The organism is Enterovibrio sp. FF113, from assembly GCF_041439165.1.
Lineage (GTDB): Bacteria > Pseudomonadota > Gammaproteobacteria > Enterobacterales > Vibrionaceae > Enterovibrio > Enterovibrio norvegicus_A.
The window spans coordinates 25238-40817 of sequence record NZ_JBGONO010000024.1 but is presented as its reverse complement, the minus strand read 5'-3'; the positions used below and the strand labels follow the sequence as shown (position 1 = coordinate 40817).

Here is a 15580-nt window from a genome sequence, read left to right as displayed (position 1 = left end):
TTGTTTGTGTGCTTGCCCTAGAAGGGTGTTCCGTACGTTTGACTAAAAAAGTGCGTCTAAATCTTGCTGACTAAGACCTGAATCACTGAAATCTGATGGTGTGAAATGAATGTCATTTGCGCTAAGTAAGTGGGTTATCAACTGTTCGATATTGTTCTCCCACTGTCGTAGCAGCTCACTCGCTGTTTTATCTCCGCTTTGCCCCATGACTTTGACTTGTAGAATCAGTTCATTTCCAGATATCCAGCAATCACATTCAAAGTGCGCAGTGGTTGCATTTAGTTGACTGCAATCTGGCCCTGTATCTGTAAGGTTGAGCAAGAATAAATCGCTCTCATTGTTGACGTTCAAATCGCCCAGATAGTTGAATCTGCACGCAGGTTTGACAGGATAAGTATCTCGATATGGGCTAACGGCAAAACTAAGCCCGTGGTGAGGGGCATTTCGTGTTCCTTCCTTGGCATCACGAATGACACTATCCGGTTGTTCGACATTGGTGAAATGTACGGGGTAAAACGCGGTATACCATCCTACGGAACGAGAGAGGTCGATTGACTCGGTCTGCCGTCCGTGGGATTCAACATCAATGCTAAATTGCTTCTGTTTAGTATGGGCTTTCAATGAAAGGGTCAACGCGGCAAGCAATAAGTCCTGAGTCTTGGTATTGAAAACGTCGTGAACATTGCTGAAAAGCTTGTCTAAGATGCCGTGTTTAGCCGTTAGGCGTTCAGTCAGCATCATATCGTTTGGTCGCTGATGACTTTGATGCAATCTAAGTGGTTCAGATGTGGATTGATGCCAATATTGATTGTTAGAAAGATCATTGGTCGTCGATCTATCTTCGAATCGCTGGTCAGTATATTCCTGAATAGACGCCGATTTTGGCATCAATTTGATGTGTTCTCGCGCATCAACTGAACGACATGCTGACGCTAAGTCTTCCAGGATTATTCGCCATGAAACACCATCAACTAGTAAGTGGTGGGCAATCAGCAACAATTGAGGAGTATCGCCTTCGAGGAATATACCTTTAAAAAGGAGACGGTCATCGAGGGATATGTTCTGTTTTAGTGATAGTCCCAATTGCTCCAACGACAACGCTTTGTCTTTTGGCGCACGTTCCAACACAAATTCATTCGCAATATCTATGTGCTGATAATGAGCTTCACCATGAGAAAAACTCAATCGCAAGGCATCATGTTGCACAAGTATGGCTTTTAAGGATTGCTCAATGGTTTCAGCAGATAGGTTTAGAGAGAGATCCAATAGAACTGACTGATGAAAATGACCTGGATGAGTAAATTGTTGGTCAAAGAACCAATTCATTGCCGGCGTCATTGTGGTTTTACCTTCAAGCGGCGCTTGAGAGTATGCTGGGGCACTGGCTGATTTGGACAGCTTGTTCGTCAACTCTTTAATTGTTGGATGAAGTAATATTTCTTTAGTGTCTAAAGCCCATCCTTCCGACCGCAAATGTGCCACGATTTGCAGTGCTTTGATGGAGTCCCCGCCTATTTGGAAAAAATTGGAATCAGAAGAAATAAGCTCAACGTTGAGCGTTTTCTTCCAAGCATTCAGCAGGGCAAGCTCTTTGTCGCCGAGAGGCAGTTCTTCATTTGAATTGCTGTTCTCCGACTGTTTTTGTGCCGATGTTTCATCTGCGATTTGATGCAATACCTGCGTGTCGACCTTGCCATTTGGCGTTAATGGAAGGGTATCGAGGCGAATATAGAATTGAGGCAGCATGTAATCTGGTAGTTCAGATGACAGAGACCGGTTTGGATCAATGAGTTCATTTGAGGACACATAAAATGCATATAAGTGCTTGGCACCGTGCTGTTCGAAAACGCGAACCGCTGTTGATATAACGCCATCGTATTTTAGTAGCGCACTTTCAATCTCCGTGACTTCGATTCGATAGCCTCGAAGTTGCACTTGGTCACCATCTCGTCCCTGATATATGAGGTTTCCTTCACTATTCTGCTGTGCAATATCACCCGTTTTGTATAGCGTTGATCGTGCGCCAAATGGACTGTCTACAAACGATAATGAAGTGTTTTTTGAGTCTTCAAAATACCCAGGGGAGACGCCATCACCGCCTATCCATATTTCTCCCATTTGACCTGAATTAACCGGACGCATGGAATCATCCAAAAGATAAACGTCTACGTTATCGGCCGCTTTTCCGATAGGGACAACATGATGCGTATCGTTGTGTTCATTAAATGTATGTGTAATACAACCAACAACGGTCTCAGTGGGTCCATATTCATTAATGATCTTTGCGTTCGGGAATGCGCGCTGTGCTCGACTGGCAAGGTTTGTCGTTAACTGCTCACCACCCACAATGAAGCAAGTGAGGTGAGTGTTAGAGGTATCCTGTATTTCCGCCATTGTGGTCAGTATGTCTAAATGGGCTGGCGTAATTTTGAGCGTATTGACTCGCGCATCCAATAGCAGTGATTCGAGTTGGCTGTAGAGTTGACTTGCGCCGGGTATCAGCAATGTTCCGTATGAGGTCAGTGGCGCAAACAATGTTGTGACTGTTAAATCAAAAGAGATACTCGTAAACAATGCCGAGTGGATGGGATTATTCTGGTTATACCGTTTGGCAAAATTAAGATAATTAGTGAGCCCACGGTTGGTGATCTTTACACCTTTAGGTTCACCAGTAGAGCCTGATGTGAAAATGATGTATGCAAGGTCATCAGGCTCAGCTTGGTTATCACAGTGAATGTCGTCCGAAGCAGTTGATAACAATTGTGTTGATTCGACTGTTACGTATTGTTGTCTTAGCCATTGAGGCACACAATCTTGATCATGGAGGCTTTGGTAAACAACAATAGTTGGCTTTGCGGTACTCAGGATTCGCTCTTTTCGGGTCGTAGGTAAGTCTTGGTCAATAGGCACATAACAAGCACCAAGGCGGTTTATCCCGCTAAGGAGAGCCAGTAGATTAATTGAAGCCGGACTGATGACAGCGACCCGATCGCCTTTGTTAACACCTAAACCTTTTAGTGCAGTGGTAACACGGCAGCTAGCTTGAAATAACTGGCGATAAGATAGAGATGTTGCAGCACTGATTAACGCAGTCTTGTCTGGCACTGTTTGTGCCGCGTCATCTAATAAGTGGCTAATGGTCTTCTTATCGTCGTACACCACTGGAGAGAACGTGATGGGAGCGACTTGCTGAGTATTGCCAAAGAGTGTCGTTAGAGCGATCTCAGGTGCATCAAGCATTTCCTTCATCATTTCAACAAAACTGTTGAGCATTGAAGAAAGGTCTTCATAGGAAAACAAAGACTTAGCACTTTCAAGCGTGATTTGAAGGTGGCCGTCAATGCTATGTTGGATGAACAGCGTTAGGTCTAACTTTGCACCTCCATTGTGAAATGGAATGTGCTTGTAACGGGCAGACGAGAGGGAGCGCGGCATGGGTTGGTAAACAAACATGATGTCGTACAACGCATTGCGGCTTTGAGATAAGCTATTCTCGGCTAGGTTAACAACCTCATGAAAAGCAATATGATTCTGAAGACGTGATTTGACATGGATGGAAAGCGTTGACAGGTTTTCATGAACGGATTTAGACAAATCAACCGTCGGTGTAAGTAGAACGCTGTCAACGAACATTCCGGGCAATGAAATCGAGTCTGCATTTCTTTGCGTAATAGGTATGCCGACAGAAAATGTGTCTTGGTTGCAACATTGTGCAACCCAAATTTGGAAAAAGTTTAACAGTGCATTTTGTATGCTGGTGTTCTGATCTAAGCCAAATGATTCGAGTTTTGACAACAGATCAGATGGCAGTGGTTTATGGACGGCACCGCCACAAAAATCTTGCAATGGAAGTCGTCTATTTTGTTGTGGCCAAACAAGTTCACTCGGAAGGTTGCCAAGCGCACTTCGCCAATAATTTTGCTTTTCACCATCTACATAGACAGATTGCTGGCTTTCATAGATATCTAGTGCATCAATCTGCTCGGCGCTTTGTGATACAAGGCTTTTTCCTTCTATCGCAGAAACCCACTCGTCAAAGAGTATAGGCAGTGATAGGCCGTCACAAATCAAGTGATGGCAATCGATAACCAGTACAGACTTATTGCGGTAACTCCCATAATAGAAACGTATCAGGTTGTCAGTATTGACATTAAACGCAGCAGCAATGGTTTCCAATTGAGCCAACAGGTCAGTTTGGTCGTTTAGCTCAATATGATGAATGAATTCAGAGCTATCGGTGCGAGCGTCATATTCCCAACACGGCTTGTCTGAATGCCACTGGATTTTGGTACTAAGTACCCTGTGGCACTTTATAAGCTCATGCGCCGCGTTTTGTATACTGTTGTCATCAAACCTTGTATCTAGTTCTACTGCAGCGGACACGTTGTAAGCCGTGCCGGTCTCTCTTTGGCAGAGCGCAAACATGGAAAGCTGCGAAGCCGTTAGAGCATATACATCGCGATTGGCTTTTTTAATGATACTGCGTTTGGATGAGTCCGACGCTCGCGCGTGGTCAATGGCTTGCCCCATTTCCTCTAAAGTCAGATAGTCGTATACATCAGTCAGAGAGATTTCAACATTGAATGAGTGTTTTACTTGCTGAAGTAGATAAAGTGCGTCGAGAGAATTGCCGCCTTTTGCAAAGAAATGGTCTGATTTGGTTACTTTTCCGCAATGCAAAATGTCGCTCCACAGTGCGGCGAGTTCATTTTCTGTCTCAGACAGTGGCTGGGTGCTGGCTTGCCCGAACTCGAGTGCCTCAATGTCTGATGACACTTGAGTGAACTCTCCATCTTCTGCTCTACTTTTGAGTTGAAAGCGTTGGATCTTTCCACTGGTCGTCTTGGGAATAAGTTTTACAGGTACAACGATATCGGCATGGAGTTGATGATGTGCGAGCAAAAGGGTCTGTGCGGATTTTTTTATACTGACGAAGCTTTCGAGTGTTCCACGATACTGGACGAAAACAGCGAGTAATGGATTTGCTTGACTGGTTGAGTCGATAGAAGTCACAGCGACAGAGCCTAGTGAAATTCCCTCGGCATTAGCGAGGGTTTGCTCCAAATCGTGGGGGTAAATATTTTGTCCATTAATGATGATTAGGTCTTTGCTTCGCCCTGTTACGTAAAGCTCACCATCTTTGAAAAACCCAAGATCCCCAGTCTTTAGCCATCCATCATTAGAGATCGTTGCAGCTGTCTTGTCTGGGTCATTGAAATACCCCTTTGTAACACTGCCACCTCTTATCTCAATGTCTCCGATGACCATTTCGTCGCAGAGTTGACCGTTGAGCGTTATATCAACGTCCATGTCATGTATCGGCCTTCCTAAAGCAACAAACTGCAGCCCATGAGGCTGTACATCGACTTCTGCGCCAATACCTAAATGGTCTCTGTTTACGAAAATCGTTTTGAGATGTCGGCCAGCGGGAGGAAACGTGACGCCTAACGTGGCTTCTGCCAACCCATATACTGGAAACATCACGTTGCTTTTGAGGCCAAACTTTGCCAAATCGGCAGTAAATTTTTCACTCAATGCGGCATCAATCGGCTCTGCACCATTAAATATGAGGCGCACATTAGAGAGAGACCATTCAGGGGTTTTTCGGGAGTTGTTTAGTTTTTTTAGTAGATAGCTATAGCCAAAGTTAGGCGAAGAAAGAATGGTTGCTTTGACGTCTGATGCATTCTTCAGCCAACTTAATGGGTCTCGTATAAAACTTGCTGTTGGCATCAAGTATTGATCACAGCCAACCATCATTGGATTGATGTGAAAGCCGATGAGTCCCATATCGTGAGTCAGTGGCATCCAGCTAAAAGTGGTGTCGTTTAAAGTCGTTTTTGTGGCTTCAATTGTAGATATGTTGTTTGTGATGATATTTGTATGGGTAAGGGTCACTCCCTTAGGAGAACCAGTTGAACCTGAAGAAAACTGAATGAATGCAATGTCATCTGGTTTTGAATCTATTCGAGAGGGTTCTATTTCTAGGACATCTTGGCGCTTTTTAAGTAAGAGCACTCTATCGTCATCAATAGCACAGCCATGATCTCGATTGGCATCTTCAATCACTATCCATGGTGTGATAAGCGTTTTTTCGATGCTTGCCAATTTTTGTTTGTGTGATTGTGTTGTGCCAAAAGCTAAGGGGACAGCAATGAATCTTCCAAATACACACGCCCAAAAGGCAATGGCAAATGATTCATTGTCCTCAATTTGGAGAATGATCTTATCTTGGGGTTTGACACCTATATTTTTCCAATTCTCGGAGACCGCGAGTGCTTGTTGTTTTAACTCGCCATAGCTTAAAAATTCCGCCGGATTTTTGTGGTGGGAGAAGTAAATACCTTTGGTGCTTTGTTGACTCGCTTTATCGAGAACATCAACCAGAGTACTAAATTGGAAAAACATGATCCCTACCTTGAATGTATTGCAATGAGCAGAACTGACAGTTACAAGAATCGAGATTCAATACTTAAAGTGTCTAGTAATCTATGTTTTTCGGGTGAGGCCGCGAGAGGACTCTCATTAATCATAAAATATGGGAAATGCGTATATATGCTAAAAGTGTGAATTTTCATTACAATGAAAATGACAGCATAACTAATTGATTTTTAATGTTACATTTATAAATTCACTTGTTTTTTTATGGGTGGAGTGAGTTGCGTCATGCCTGCTGGATTGTTGTATTTTGAGATTATATGTTGTGTGTGTTGTGATTTCTGGTCTTTGTGACTTTATGAAGGGTGTCTTGGGTTGTCGATTTTTTAAGAGAAAATTAGCGTTTATTACACGAGCCATATACTGTGTTTTTTTTCGCAGAAACTAGAAACGTTACATTTTTTTGAGACGCAGTTTACATGGGGTGATGTATATATTGGATGATCGACGCTAGAAAAAGATGTGTGATTTCACGTGAATGTACATCAGTATTTTATGTTCAGGCCAATGGTTGTCCTTTCATTTAACTAAGTAATTACTCAATAAGTTGCTACCCAAATCAGTCCAAGTTGTTGATTATTTAACCTATTGATTCACAGGCTTGTGCGCGTAGGCATTGAATATTTATAGCATATATCCACTTGCGATCTTTCCTCGGAAAGAGTCAATTTTATCCAGTAAATTGACGCCTATTTTTTTCACTTGTGCTGTTATAAACGCTATTTCTATTTGGGATGTGATTTTGATTCTCATTTTTCCATGAGATCTATGGTGCCTTTCGTTGCTTTAGTTTTTTCTACAAAGTAATGAATGTATCATTTTTCTAAATATAATTTGAAACATGATTGTCGATGTGAATGCCTAATGGGTTTTTTGGGGTTTCTGCATTGGATTTGTTTTCAGTGTGATTTAATAAAGGTATAAAATGAGATTCTTACAATGTTCTAACGGGATTAACAATCATTATTTTCACAGTAAGGTGGTTGTTAATCCTAACTTTCGGCTAGTAGGTGATGGAATATTTTTCAACTTAGGCCGGTTTCATTTTTCTAATCGTGAATCTGATAAACTGACAGGCGATCAGGTTAGATTATTTAACACGCTACATGAGCAACCTACATTGGGAAATGTTATTGATGGTTTTCCAGATTCAGAGCGTTGTATAGAGCGCTGGTGGAATCTTGGTATTATTGAATTTGTCGAGCCATTAACGGCGAAAAATGATTCGCACCTTGTTGTAATCGAACCGCATATTGATGATGCGATGCTCTCTGTCGGGGGAGCATTACTGAATCGGCGAGGAGAGCAGAAGGTGACGATTGTCACCAACATTTTTCAATCCAACTATACCTGTTATCACGAAAAAACGACGCATGAGAAAGAGTTTGTTACTGAGCGACGCGCACAGGAAGCACAACTCTCTTGTGAAATGGTTGGAGCCACACACCTTCATCTAGGACAATTAGACAAACCTCTTAGGTGGATGGAGGGGAATGGTCAGGACTTATTACACTATGATCAACTTGCGGAACTGGCTGCGATGCTTAGGGATGCTATTGCCCCTCTTGAGGCTGACGATATATGGATACCTATCGCGTCAGGTTCACACTCCGATCACCATAATACCCGCAACGCCGCGATTTTAATGCTACAGCGTTATAAGGACGAATTCGTTAATTGCAGAATTAGCTTTTATGAGGATTTACCATACGGACATGATTTTGGTAGCGAAATGAGAGACAGGCTGATTACCCAGATTAACGGTGGAAGTTTGCCAGACACTCAGTTTGAAAACATAACCAGAGTGATGGAAAGCAAGAAACGATTGGTTGGGATTTTTGCGTCTCAATTCAAAACCAGCTTCATGATACCTCCAATTATTTCGTCGGCGACAAATATTCATTCTGATTTTGAGTTTAGTGAAAGAAAGTGGGAGATAACCAATACCCCAACGATGCCATCTTATGTGGACTTTGAACATATCGATTGTGTGGATGTGCTATTCAAAAATTTAACCGATAACACTGAAGTTAATATGGTTATTCATGACTACGTCGTAGTCAAAGATATAGAAAAAATGATTTCGAATTTCTCTCCTTTGACATTGAATATCTACACAAGAGAACGTGAAAGAATACGCACAGTAAATTTGGACTCTGAGCATGTGAAGCTGACGTATTATCCCGATACGATTGATGCTTTCTATGGGTGTGTAGACACACTTCTTTCTACACAGAGTTTATTCTGCGTTATTGCGGGTTACCAACTTGGACAAGCAGAGATCGCTGAGCGTTTTGAGGAATTTAAAGACCCTAATCGTTGCTATCAGACACTTTGGATGAGCTCCATGGTTGGTGCGTTGAACGAACTGGTCGCTAAGGCCTCTTGTGAACTCCCTAAAAAATAGGTGGCAGAAATGAGTGCGAACAAAGTCAGTGTGGTGATCCCGACGTATAACCGTAGCGAATTACTGAAGGAGACGCTTCAGTCACTTGTGGCGCAAAAGTGTGACGATGATTTATTTGAGGTAATAGTTGTAGATGATGGCTCTAAAGACAATACCCGTCATGTTGTGAACAGTTTTAAAGATCGAATCAACCTTCATTACTTCTTTCAAGAGGACAAAGGCTTTCGAGCAGCCAAAGCTCGAAATATCGGGATATTTTCAGCAAAACATGAAATTTGCCTATTCCTAGATTCAGGCGTTATAGCACCTGACAATCTTATCCTCGCTCATAGCAATCATTATAAAGGCAGTGATGATGATGTACTCATTGGTTTTTCATACGGCTTCGACGAATTTGAAGTTAGGAATGAAAAGGCGCTTTTGACCCTCTATCGTGAGCATCATGCTGAAGGCATATTTCGAGTGCTAGCACAAAATAATCAGTACCCAGATTGTCGTTATGATCACCTTCACGCATTAGAGAACGGCTATAAGAGCAGTCGCTTCCCTTGGTTTGTCTTCTGGACATGTCATGTGAGTTGTAAAACGTCACTGCTAAAGGATGTTGAAGGGTTCGACGAATCCTTTTGTCGATGGGGGGGGGAAGACATGGAGCTTGGCATACGGTTATTCTCAGCAGGTGGTAAGTTTGGTTTACTCTCAACGCCACTGGCGCTTCATCTCCCTCATGATAAGTCAGCTGAATATGCGAAATCGTCAGGTCAGGAAAGTCTGAAATACATCATAGACAAACACAGTGATATTTCTTCTGACATTTTGAAAATGAATTGGAGTCAGGCAATTTTGTTGTCTAAATAATGACAAGTGTTAGGTTTTCACCATGATTTATAGGGAATTAAATGCCAACGTACAGAAGTAAATTTGTCAGTTTGCCAGATGACCAAGCCTTTTATCGCCAAGCTGAAGAAGGACCGTTCTTGACCGATCCTGCACATGTCGCCAATTTATTACGAGAAAGAGGGGTTAGCGTAGATGACTCAGCCGTCATTTCAAACGTGCCACGTATTTGCTTTACGTCGGTCCAGGATGAAGTCGGCTACTCCGTTTATAAGGAGCTAAATGAAAAGGAAATCGACGCGTTTCGAGGTGTTATTTCTATTGGTAAAAACAGCTTTATCGAATCAGATAGCGATCGCCCTCCTTTTCATAGTGCCTGCACCAAACTCACGTCAGTCAAAGCAAACGCAAACCCACCAGGGAAAATTACGATAGGAGATCGTGTGCAAATGATGGGTGTTGCTATTGTTTCGTATTCTCACGTAGAAATTTGTGATGATGTAGGTATCGCACCGTTGGTGACTATTATGGACTGCGACGGACACACAACTGAAGGTCGTGGAACGGATACAGAAATTGCTAGGCTTGAAGTTTTACCTGTGAAAATTGGTAATGGTTCATGGATTGGTACAGGGGCCGTGATCATGAAAGGCGTTGAGATTGGAAAAAACTGCGTTGTTTCGGCCAACAGTGTTGTGTTTCGTTCGGTACCGGATGGCTCCATCGTTATGGGGAATCCAGCGAGAATTATAAAGTCTCTAAAAAACCAGAAAACTTCCCCTCTATCGAGATCCCTTATGGATTAGATTTTGCTGCTCAATTCCGCCCAGATCGACGACATGGACGGAATCTGAGCTAAGTGCTTCGTTCAAAGTATGTATATCGCTATTGCTTTAGATGAATGGTCTTCCGTTGTCATCTTGAAAAGCAATGATAGTGTCATTTTCTACGTTAAGTATTTGACCCTTATCGAGGTGCTTGCCGACGACGACTTCAATTTTTGTTGGAAGTTGGTAGAGAGAAGCAGTGCCACTAACAAATAGGACATTTGCGCCAAATGGAAGTTTGACTTCGCTCATACTCGTATTTCTCCAAATCAAGCACAAAATTAGGAATAAGCATCAAAAGGTGTAAAGGTGTTATTTATTAGAGCCGTTAGTAAGAGTGGTGCATACATTGACGTACGAACAAGAGCAGATAAGGCAATTCATAAAGCGAGAGGTCATATCAAGATTTTGTCGAGCGGTGTGAGCAGAGGAGAAAAGCGAGAGGGTGTTGTTAGTCAGGAGCGATGAAATCTTTCGCTGATGATTTTTTCACGTAAAGTTATGAAATGTTAGGAAGTTAACGGTGATCTCAAGGGGGGACACAAAGAGTGTCTCTTCTGACCAGAACCACCATGGTCTAAGTAAATTTATGCGTCGATAAATAAGTGTTACATCAATGTAAATACGCATTGTGGTAAATTCGGCAGTTTCCACTCGCTGTACCAAGGATTAACGTGAGCTATTTAGCAATGTACTCACTACGTTGGAAGGGTTGCCACGTATCAAGCGTTTGTTTCTCTGGGGTGAAAACCTCTACCGTCAGCGGAAAACACTGCGCGCCATCACTGGAATGGGTGCTGCTGCAATCTCCCCCTGGACATGCTGAAAGCGCTCCAAGCAAATCGGTTTCGGCAAAGAACTCAATATAATCCCCTTTGCGTGCTGGGCTGGCTTTCATAAAATATTGGTGCGAATCTTTGGTGAAACCCGTACACATAAACACATTTAATACATCATGAATGTGTTTTTCTGCATCTTTTGGGCTGACGCCTCGTGTATCCGCCAGTGCACGGGTGAGGTTAGAGTGGCAGCAATGATGGTAGTTTTCTCCATGGAGTCGGTTGTGTGTGTAGGGGTCGCAACGCGTGCCAATGACATCATGTACACCCGCGCCATCCTGATCCCATCCATACCAGCTCAATGAATCATCTGTAATCGTTGCTATCGGCCTTAAATAAGGCATGTTGCTCCACAATCTGTCACCGGTTGTTAAATGGGTGGCATGCAGTTGTCGGGTTTTTCCACTGAAAAAGTGTTCACTGAGATCATCTCGTTGCCAGAGATTCAAGTCCCCAACCTGTGAGCCATGCTGGCAGGATATCCGGAAAAAACACCCCTCGGGAACGACAAAGCAGCGTGCTTCCCTTGGGGGGATCTCTTGTAAAGCAGTGCGAGTGGATGAAACTCTTGCTGTGTGATAAAAATTGGCATCAAAGGGAGGCAGAGAATCTGTGGCGTAACAGACAACGGCTTTAGCTGCGCGGCGTTCGTGTGCATCCGTTGGTGAAACACTTGCAACACCCTCACTTTTTCTGTTTTTCGTCATGTTATTTTCTCTATGCCATCACGATGAAGTAAGTATATCCGATCTCTTCAATATTGAGGTTTCAGAAGCGGGTCATTAGTACCATATCTAGTCAATCTGAAGCTGTTGGATATTGAAATAAACGCTTCATAACACCCAGATTATTTCTATTGGTCGTGGAGTTTGTCGTGCAAGGTGTCTACCATGAAACCAAAGGTTTTGGCGTCTTTGTGTTTTGGCAATAAATAGGAAATGGTGCGGGTATGACGATAGACAATCTTTATATCTATCTTGGTACAGTCTGCCTTATTGGGGTAGTTGTTATCTGGTGGGCGGCTTCTGCGCTGTTAAAATCAAAATCAAACCGTGAGAAAAGGCTCCGGCGTCTTAAAAACTTCAACAGCGTCCAGACTACTTCTCCTAAAGTGCCAGGACAACCCGCAGAAATTGATGCGGCGGTAGAGAAAATTGAGAACCGTTTTTCCATTATCAGCAAGATAGCCTTTTTCTTTATCTTTGTTGTCTTTGGTATCGCGTTATCGTTTCCTTTTCTAAACTCGATACCTGCTGCTTTGGTTTCAATTGTTGTTGCTGTTTCTACCACGGTTCTGGGGTTTGCAGCGAAGCCTGTTATCGAAAATATTATTGCTGGTGTCGTGCTTTCTCTTTCCAAGGCTATCCGGGTCGGGGATACCGTCGTGGTTGACAACCAATACGGTACCGTGGAGGACATCAGCCTAAACCACACGATTATTAAGCTCTGGAACTGGAAGCGGTTGATCATTCCCAGCAACAAAATGCTGTCTCTGGAGTTGGAAAGCTTCTCTTACAACGATCCTTACATTTGGGTTCATGTGGAGTTTTATACTTCTTACGAAAATGATTTAGCGCAAGTACGACAGATGGCTATTGAGGCAGTGGAGGACAGCCAGCATTTTATTTCTCAGGATGCGCCTGCATTCTGGGTCATGGATCTCGATAAAGATGCTTATCAATGCTGGGTGGCGGGTTGGACTAATTCAGCTTCCAGAGCTTGGAATCTCGCCAGTGATATTCGTACGGGAATCGCAATACGTTTTCAGGCTGCCGGGATTAAGGCGCACAATTTTCAGGTCAAGATGGCGCCACATGATGGGCATACCGAGCATGAATCCAAGATCCACGCGCTAAACGGTTCTTGATGTCTACTCAGACGGTTTAGGTGTTGTCTTTCCTCTCTCTGTGGTTTTTCACGTTCTGATGCCGTTCTGTATCGGGTTGATTGTCGCTGATTTTGTCATTGCCTGCGGCTTTAGCGGTTGGTATGTCTTGGCGCTGGCGCTCTCTTCTTGTTTCGTCATCCTTTGTGGCCATCTAATGACATCGAGCATGGCTTTGATGATGGGGGTGTTGTGGGAGGAGGGGGTGACTGAGTCGGTGCTTTCGCTTGCGACGGCCATATCCTGACTCATATCTGCCAGCACGGTAGGTTTATAGAAACCGTCGCCCAGCACGTGTCTCTTGGCGCCTTCCAAGCAGCCTCAGTTGCTTCAATGGCATTTACGGTTTCAACTATCTTTGCGTGATTGTGCCCCTGCTGCGTTTTAGTCCTGTTCAAATTTCCGGCTGTCAGAAACGTGGGATCTTGCTTGTAAGACGAAAAGCGCTAAAATGAATACTGTATATATAAACAGTATATTTTATGACCATTATCCCTATTCTTGCGAGTGCCGGTATTACTGGCTTTGAGTCGCCAGCGGGCGATTATCGCCAATTGCCTTTGAGCCTTGATGAGCTGCTTGTCGAGCATCCAAGCGCGACCTTTATTGGTAAAGCGTCGGGTGATTCCATGCAGGGCGTGGGCATCTTCGATGGCGACATTTTGATCGTCGATCGGCACGTTACCGCCAGGGATGGTGATGTGATTGTGGCAAACTTAAACGGCGAGTTTATCTGTAAGCTACTTGATGTTTCGCGTCGCCTTTTGCTCTCGGCCAATGACAAGTATTCCTCTGTGGCCATCACTCAACACGACACCTTTACCATTGAGGGTGTTGTGATCCGCTCTATCCGCTGTCACCGCCAGAGTCCGCTTTTGTGTTCGCGTTAGTGGATGCCAATTCCTTTTATTGCAGTGCCGAGCAGGTGTTTAGGCCTGATTGGCGTGGCAAGCCAGTCATTGTGCTTTCCAATAACGATGGTTGTGTCGTCGCGGCGAACCGACAGGCGAAAGAGGCAGGCATAGAGAAATTCAAACCGTACTTTCAGGTTCGTGCCCGTTGTGAGGCGGCAGGGGTGATTGTGTGTTCGTCGAACTATGAGCTTTATGGCGATTTGTCTGATCGCATGATGCAGGTGATCGGTCGCTTTGGGCCTGAGCAGCATGTCTACTCGATTGATGAATCGTTCCTATCGTTTCATCGCTGCAGTGCGGTGCTTGATTTACGTGCGCAAGGGCAGGAACTGCGTCATGCAGTATGGAAAGAGTGTCGGTTGGCGGTCGGGGTAGGTATGGGGGCAACCTTGACCTTGGCCAAAGCGGCTAACCATGCAGCGAAAAAGTTACAGGGTTACAACGGTGTTTGTGTGTTGGACTCGGAAACCGAGCGTATTGCGGTGCTTTCGCACATGGAAGCGGGGGATGTGTGGGGCATCGGCCGTAAAATTGCCGCGAGGTTGAAGCTTCAAGGGGTGAATAGCGCACTGCAGTTGTCTCGCATGCCACTTGGCCTTGCGCGTAAGGCATTTAACGTTGAAGTGGAACGCACGGTCAGGGAGTTAAACGGCGAAGTCTGCAAAGGGTGGGATGTGGCCCGCGCGGACAAGAAGCAGATCTTCTCAACACGGTCGATGGGGGAGCGAATTCAAGATGAAGAATCGTTGCGCCAGGCATTGTGTAAACACGCGGGAATTGCGGCCGCGAAGTTACGTGCGCAAGGGTCTTTGTGTTCGGTGTTAATGGTGTTTGCGGGTAACTCTCCGTTTGATGAAAGACCAAAGAGTTTTAAGCAGATGCAACACTTTGCGTTTCCGGCGGATGATACGGCGGTGATCACTTCTGCAGTGGCGGTGATGGTGCCTAAGCTTTTTCAAGAAGGGGTGCGTTATTACAAGGTAGGTGTCGGGTTGCTTGATTTGGTGAACGCCAAGCACGTTCAGCCAGACTTGTTTAACTCACAGCCAGGTAACCCGGCATTGATGCAGGCGTTTGATGGGGTAAATCAACGTTATGGTAAGGGCGCGGTGTTTATGGCTGCGCAGGGGATCGATCCGAAGTGGGGTATGCGGCGTGAATTTTTGTCGCCCCAGTATACGACGCGGTGGGGCGATGTGCCGGTGGTGAGGTGTTGAGCGCTTCACTCGTCACTTGAATAAACATTCATCGGTGGAGAGTGTCGAGCCTTTTGACCAAATTTTCTCTTCCAACGATGCACTGAGCGGCGCTAAATCTAGGTTCTCTAAACATCCACCCACATCCATGGTTTTACGCATGGCTTTCATGAATTTCGCGGCATACATGGCACCTAGTGCGATGCTTGGTAAGTACCCAAATGATCCATCGCTCTA

At 44.4% G+C, this 15580-nt stretch carries 10 protein-coding genes and 1 pseudogene; 6 read left to right on the top strand and 5 right to left on the bottom strand.

All coding sequences use genetic code 11. The features are described from left to right. Positions 1–42 precede the first annotated feature (42 nt). Positions 43–6408 carry an amino acid adenylation domain-containing protein gene (locus ACED36_RS17820; RefSeq protein WP_371733628.1) on the bottom strand — a complete coding sequence of 2122 codons (6366 nt, stop codon included), beginning with the start codon at positions 6406–6408 and terminating at the stop codon, positions 43–45. Between the two features lie 955 nt (positions 6409–7363). Between ACED36_RS17820 and ACED36_RS17815 the strand changes: the two genes are divergently transcribed. Genes ACED36_RS17815 through ACED36_RS17805 form a run of 3 tightly spaced genes read left to right on the top strand, consistent with a single transcriptional unit; the run spans position 7364 to position 10488 of the window. After that, positions 7364–8845: a PIG-L family deacetylase gene (locus ACED36_RS17815; protein ID WP_371733627.1), complete on the top strand. Its 1482-nt coding sequence runs from the start codon at positions 7364–7366 to the stop codon at positions 8843–8845. A 9-nt stretch (positions 8846–8854) separates the two neighbouring features. Next, positions 8855–9703: a glycosyltransferase gene (locus tag ACED36_RS17810; RefSeq protein ID WP_016962266.1), complete on the top strand. Its 849-nt coding sequence runs from the start codon at positions 8855–8857 to the stop codon at positions 9701–9703. 41 nt (positions 9704–9744) lie between these two features. Next, positions 9745–10488: a DapH/DapD/GlmU-related protein gene (locus tag ACED36_RS17805; protein ID WP_016962268.1), complete on the top strand. Its 744-nt coding sequence runs from the start codon at positions 9745–9747 to the stop codon at positions 10486–10488. A gap of 87 nt (positions 10489–10575) precedes the next feature. Here ACED36_RS17805 and ACED36_RS17800 read toward each other — a convergent pair whose 3' ends face one another. Next, positions 10576–10761 (bottom strand): hypothetical protein, encoded by a 186-nt coding sequence (locus tag ACED36_RS17800; protein ID WP_016962269.1) that lies wholly within the window; start codon positions 10759–10761, stop codon positions 10576–10578. Positions 10762–11188: 427 nt separating this feature from the next. Further along, positions 11189–12055, bottom strand: a complete 867-nt coding sequence (locus ACED36_RS17795) for an urea carboxylase-associated family protein (RefSeq protein ID WP_371733626.1) — start codon at positions 12053–12055, stop codon at positions 11189–11191. Positions 12056–12297: 242 nt separating this feature from the next. Here ACED36_RS17795 and ACED36_RS17790 point away from each other — a divergent pair, with 242 nt between their 5' ends. Beyond that, the gene (locus ACED36_RS17790) at positions 12298–13215 is read left to right on the top strand and encodes a mechanosensitive ion channel family protein (RefSeq protein WP_371733625.1); all 918 of its coding nucleotides are present in this window, start codon (positions 12298–12300) and stop codon (positions 13213–13215) included. 48 nt (positions 13216–13263) lie between these two features. Here ACED36_RS17790 and ACED36_RS17785 read toward each other — a convergent pair whose 3' ends face one another. Further along, on the bottom strand, positions 13264–13548 hold the full coding sequence (locus ACED36_RS17785) for a hypothetical protein (RefSeq protein ID WP_371733624.1): 285 nt from the start codon (positions 13546–13548) through the stop codon (positions 13264–13266). Positions 13549–13715: 167 nt separating this feature from the next. On the opposite strand from ACED36_RS17785, the gene ACED36_RS17780 reads away from it, so the two are divergent. Beyond that, on the top strand, positions 13716–14123 hold the full coding sequence (locus tag ACED36_RS17780; RefSeq protein WP_371733623.1) for a LexA family protein: 408 nt from the start codon (positions 13716–13718) through the stop codon (positions 14121–14123). After that, positions 14111–15364, top strand: coding sequence for a Y-family DNA polymerase (locus ACED36_RS17775; RefSeq protein WP_371733622.1), 1254 nt, complete (start codon positions 14111–14113; stop codon positions 15362–15364). The genes ACED36_RS17780 and ACED36_RS17775 overlap by 13 nt, the downstream gene beginning before the upstream one ends. Here ACED36_RS17775 and ACED36_RS17770 read toward each other — a convergent pair. Continuing rightward, a pseudogene (locus ACED36_RS17770) lies at positions 15261–15577 on the bottom strand (hypothetical protein); the annotation flags it as partial. The gene ACED36_RS17775 and the pseudogene ACED36_RS17770 overlap by 104 nt on opposite strands. Positions 15578–15580: the final 3 nt, after the last annotated feature.

Bases quoted from the DNA above. Each gene is read 5' to 3' on its own strand.
- ACED36_RS17820 (WP_371733628.1), bottom strand. From the start codon at position 6,408: ATGTTTTTCCAATTTAGTACTCTGGTTGATGTTCTCGATAAAGCGAGT.
- ACED36_RS17790 (WP_371733625.1), top strand. From the start codon at position 12,298: ATGACGATAGACAATCTTTATATCTATCTTGGTACAGTCTGCCTTATT.
- ACED36_RS17815 (WP_371733627.1), top strand. From the start codon at position 7,364: ATGAGATTCTTACAATGTTCTAACGGGATTAACAATCATTATTTTCAC.
- ACED36_RS17805 (WP_016962268.1), top strand. From the start codon at position 9,745: ATGCCAACGTACAGAAGTAAATTTGTCAGTTTGCCAGATGACCAAGCC.
- ACED36_RS17795 (WP_371733626.1), bottom strand. From the start codon at position 12,055: ATGACGAAAAACAGAAAAAGTGAGGGTGTTGCAAGTGTTTCACCAACG.
- ACED36_RS17800 (WP_016962269.1), bottom strand. From the start codon at position 10,761: ATGAGCGAAGTCAAACTTCCATTTGGCGCAAATGTCCTATTTGTTAGT.
- ACED36_RS17780 (WP_371733623.1), top strand. From the start codon at position 13,716: ATGACCATTATCCCTATTCTTGCGAGTGCCGGTATTACTGGCTTTGAG.
- ACED36_RS17810 (WP_016962266.1), top strand. From the start codon at position 8,855: ATGAGTGCGAACAAAGTCAGTGTGGTGATCCCGACGTATAACCGTAGC.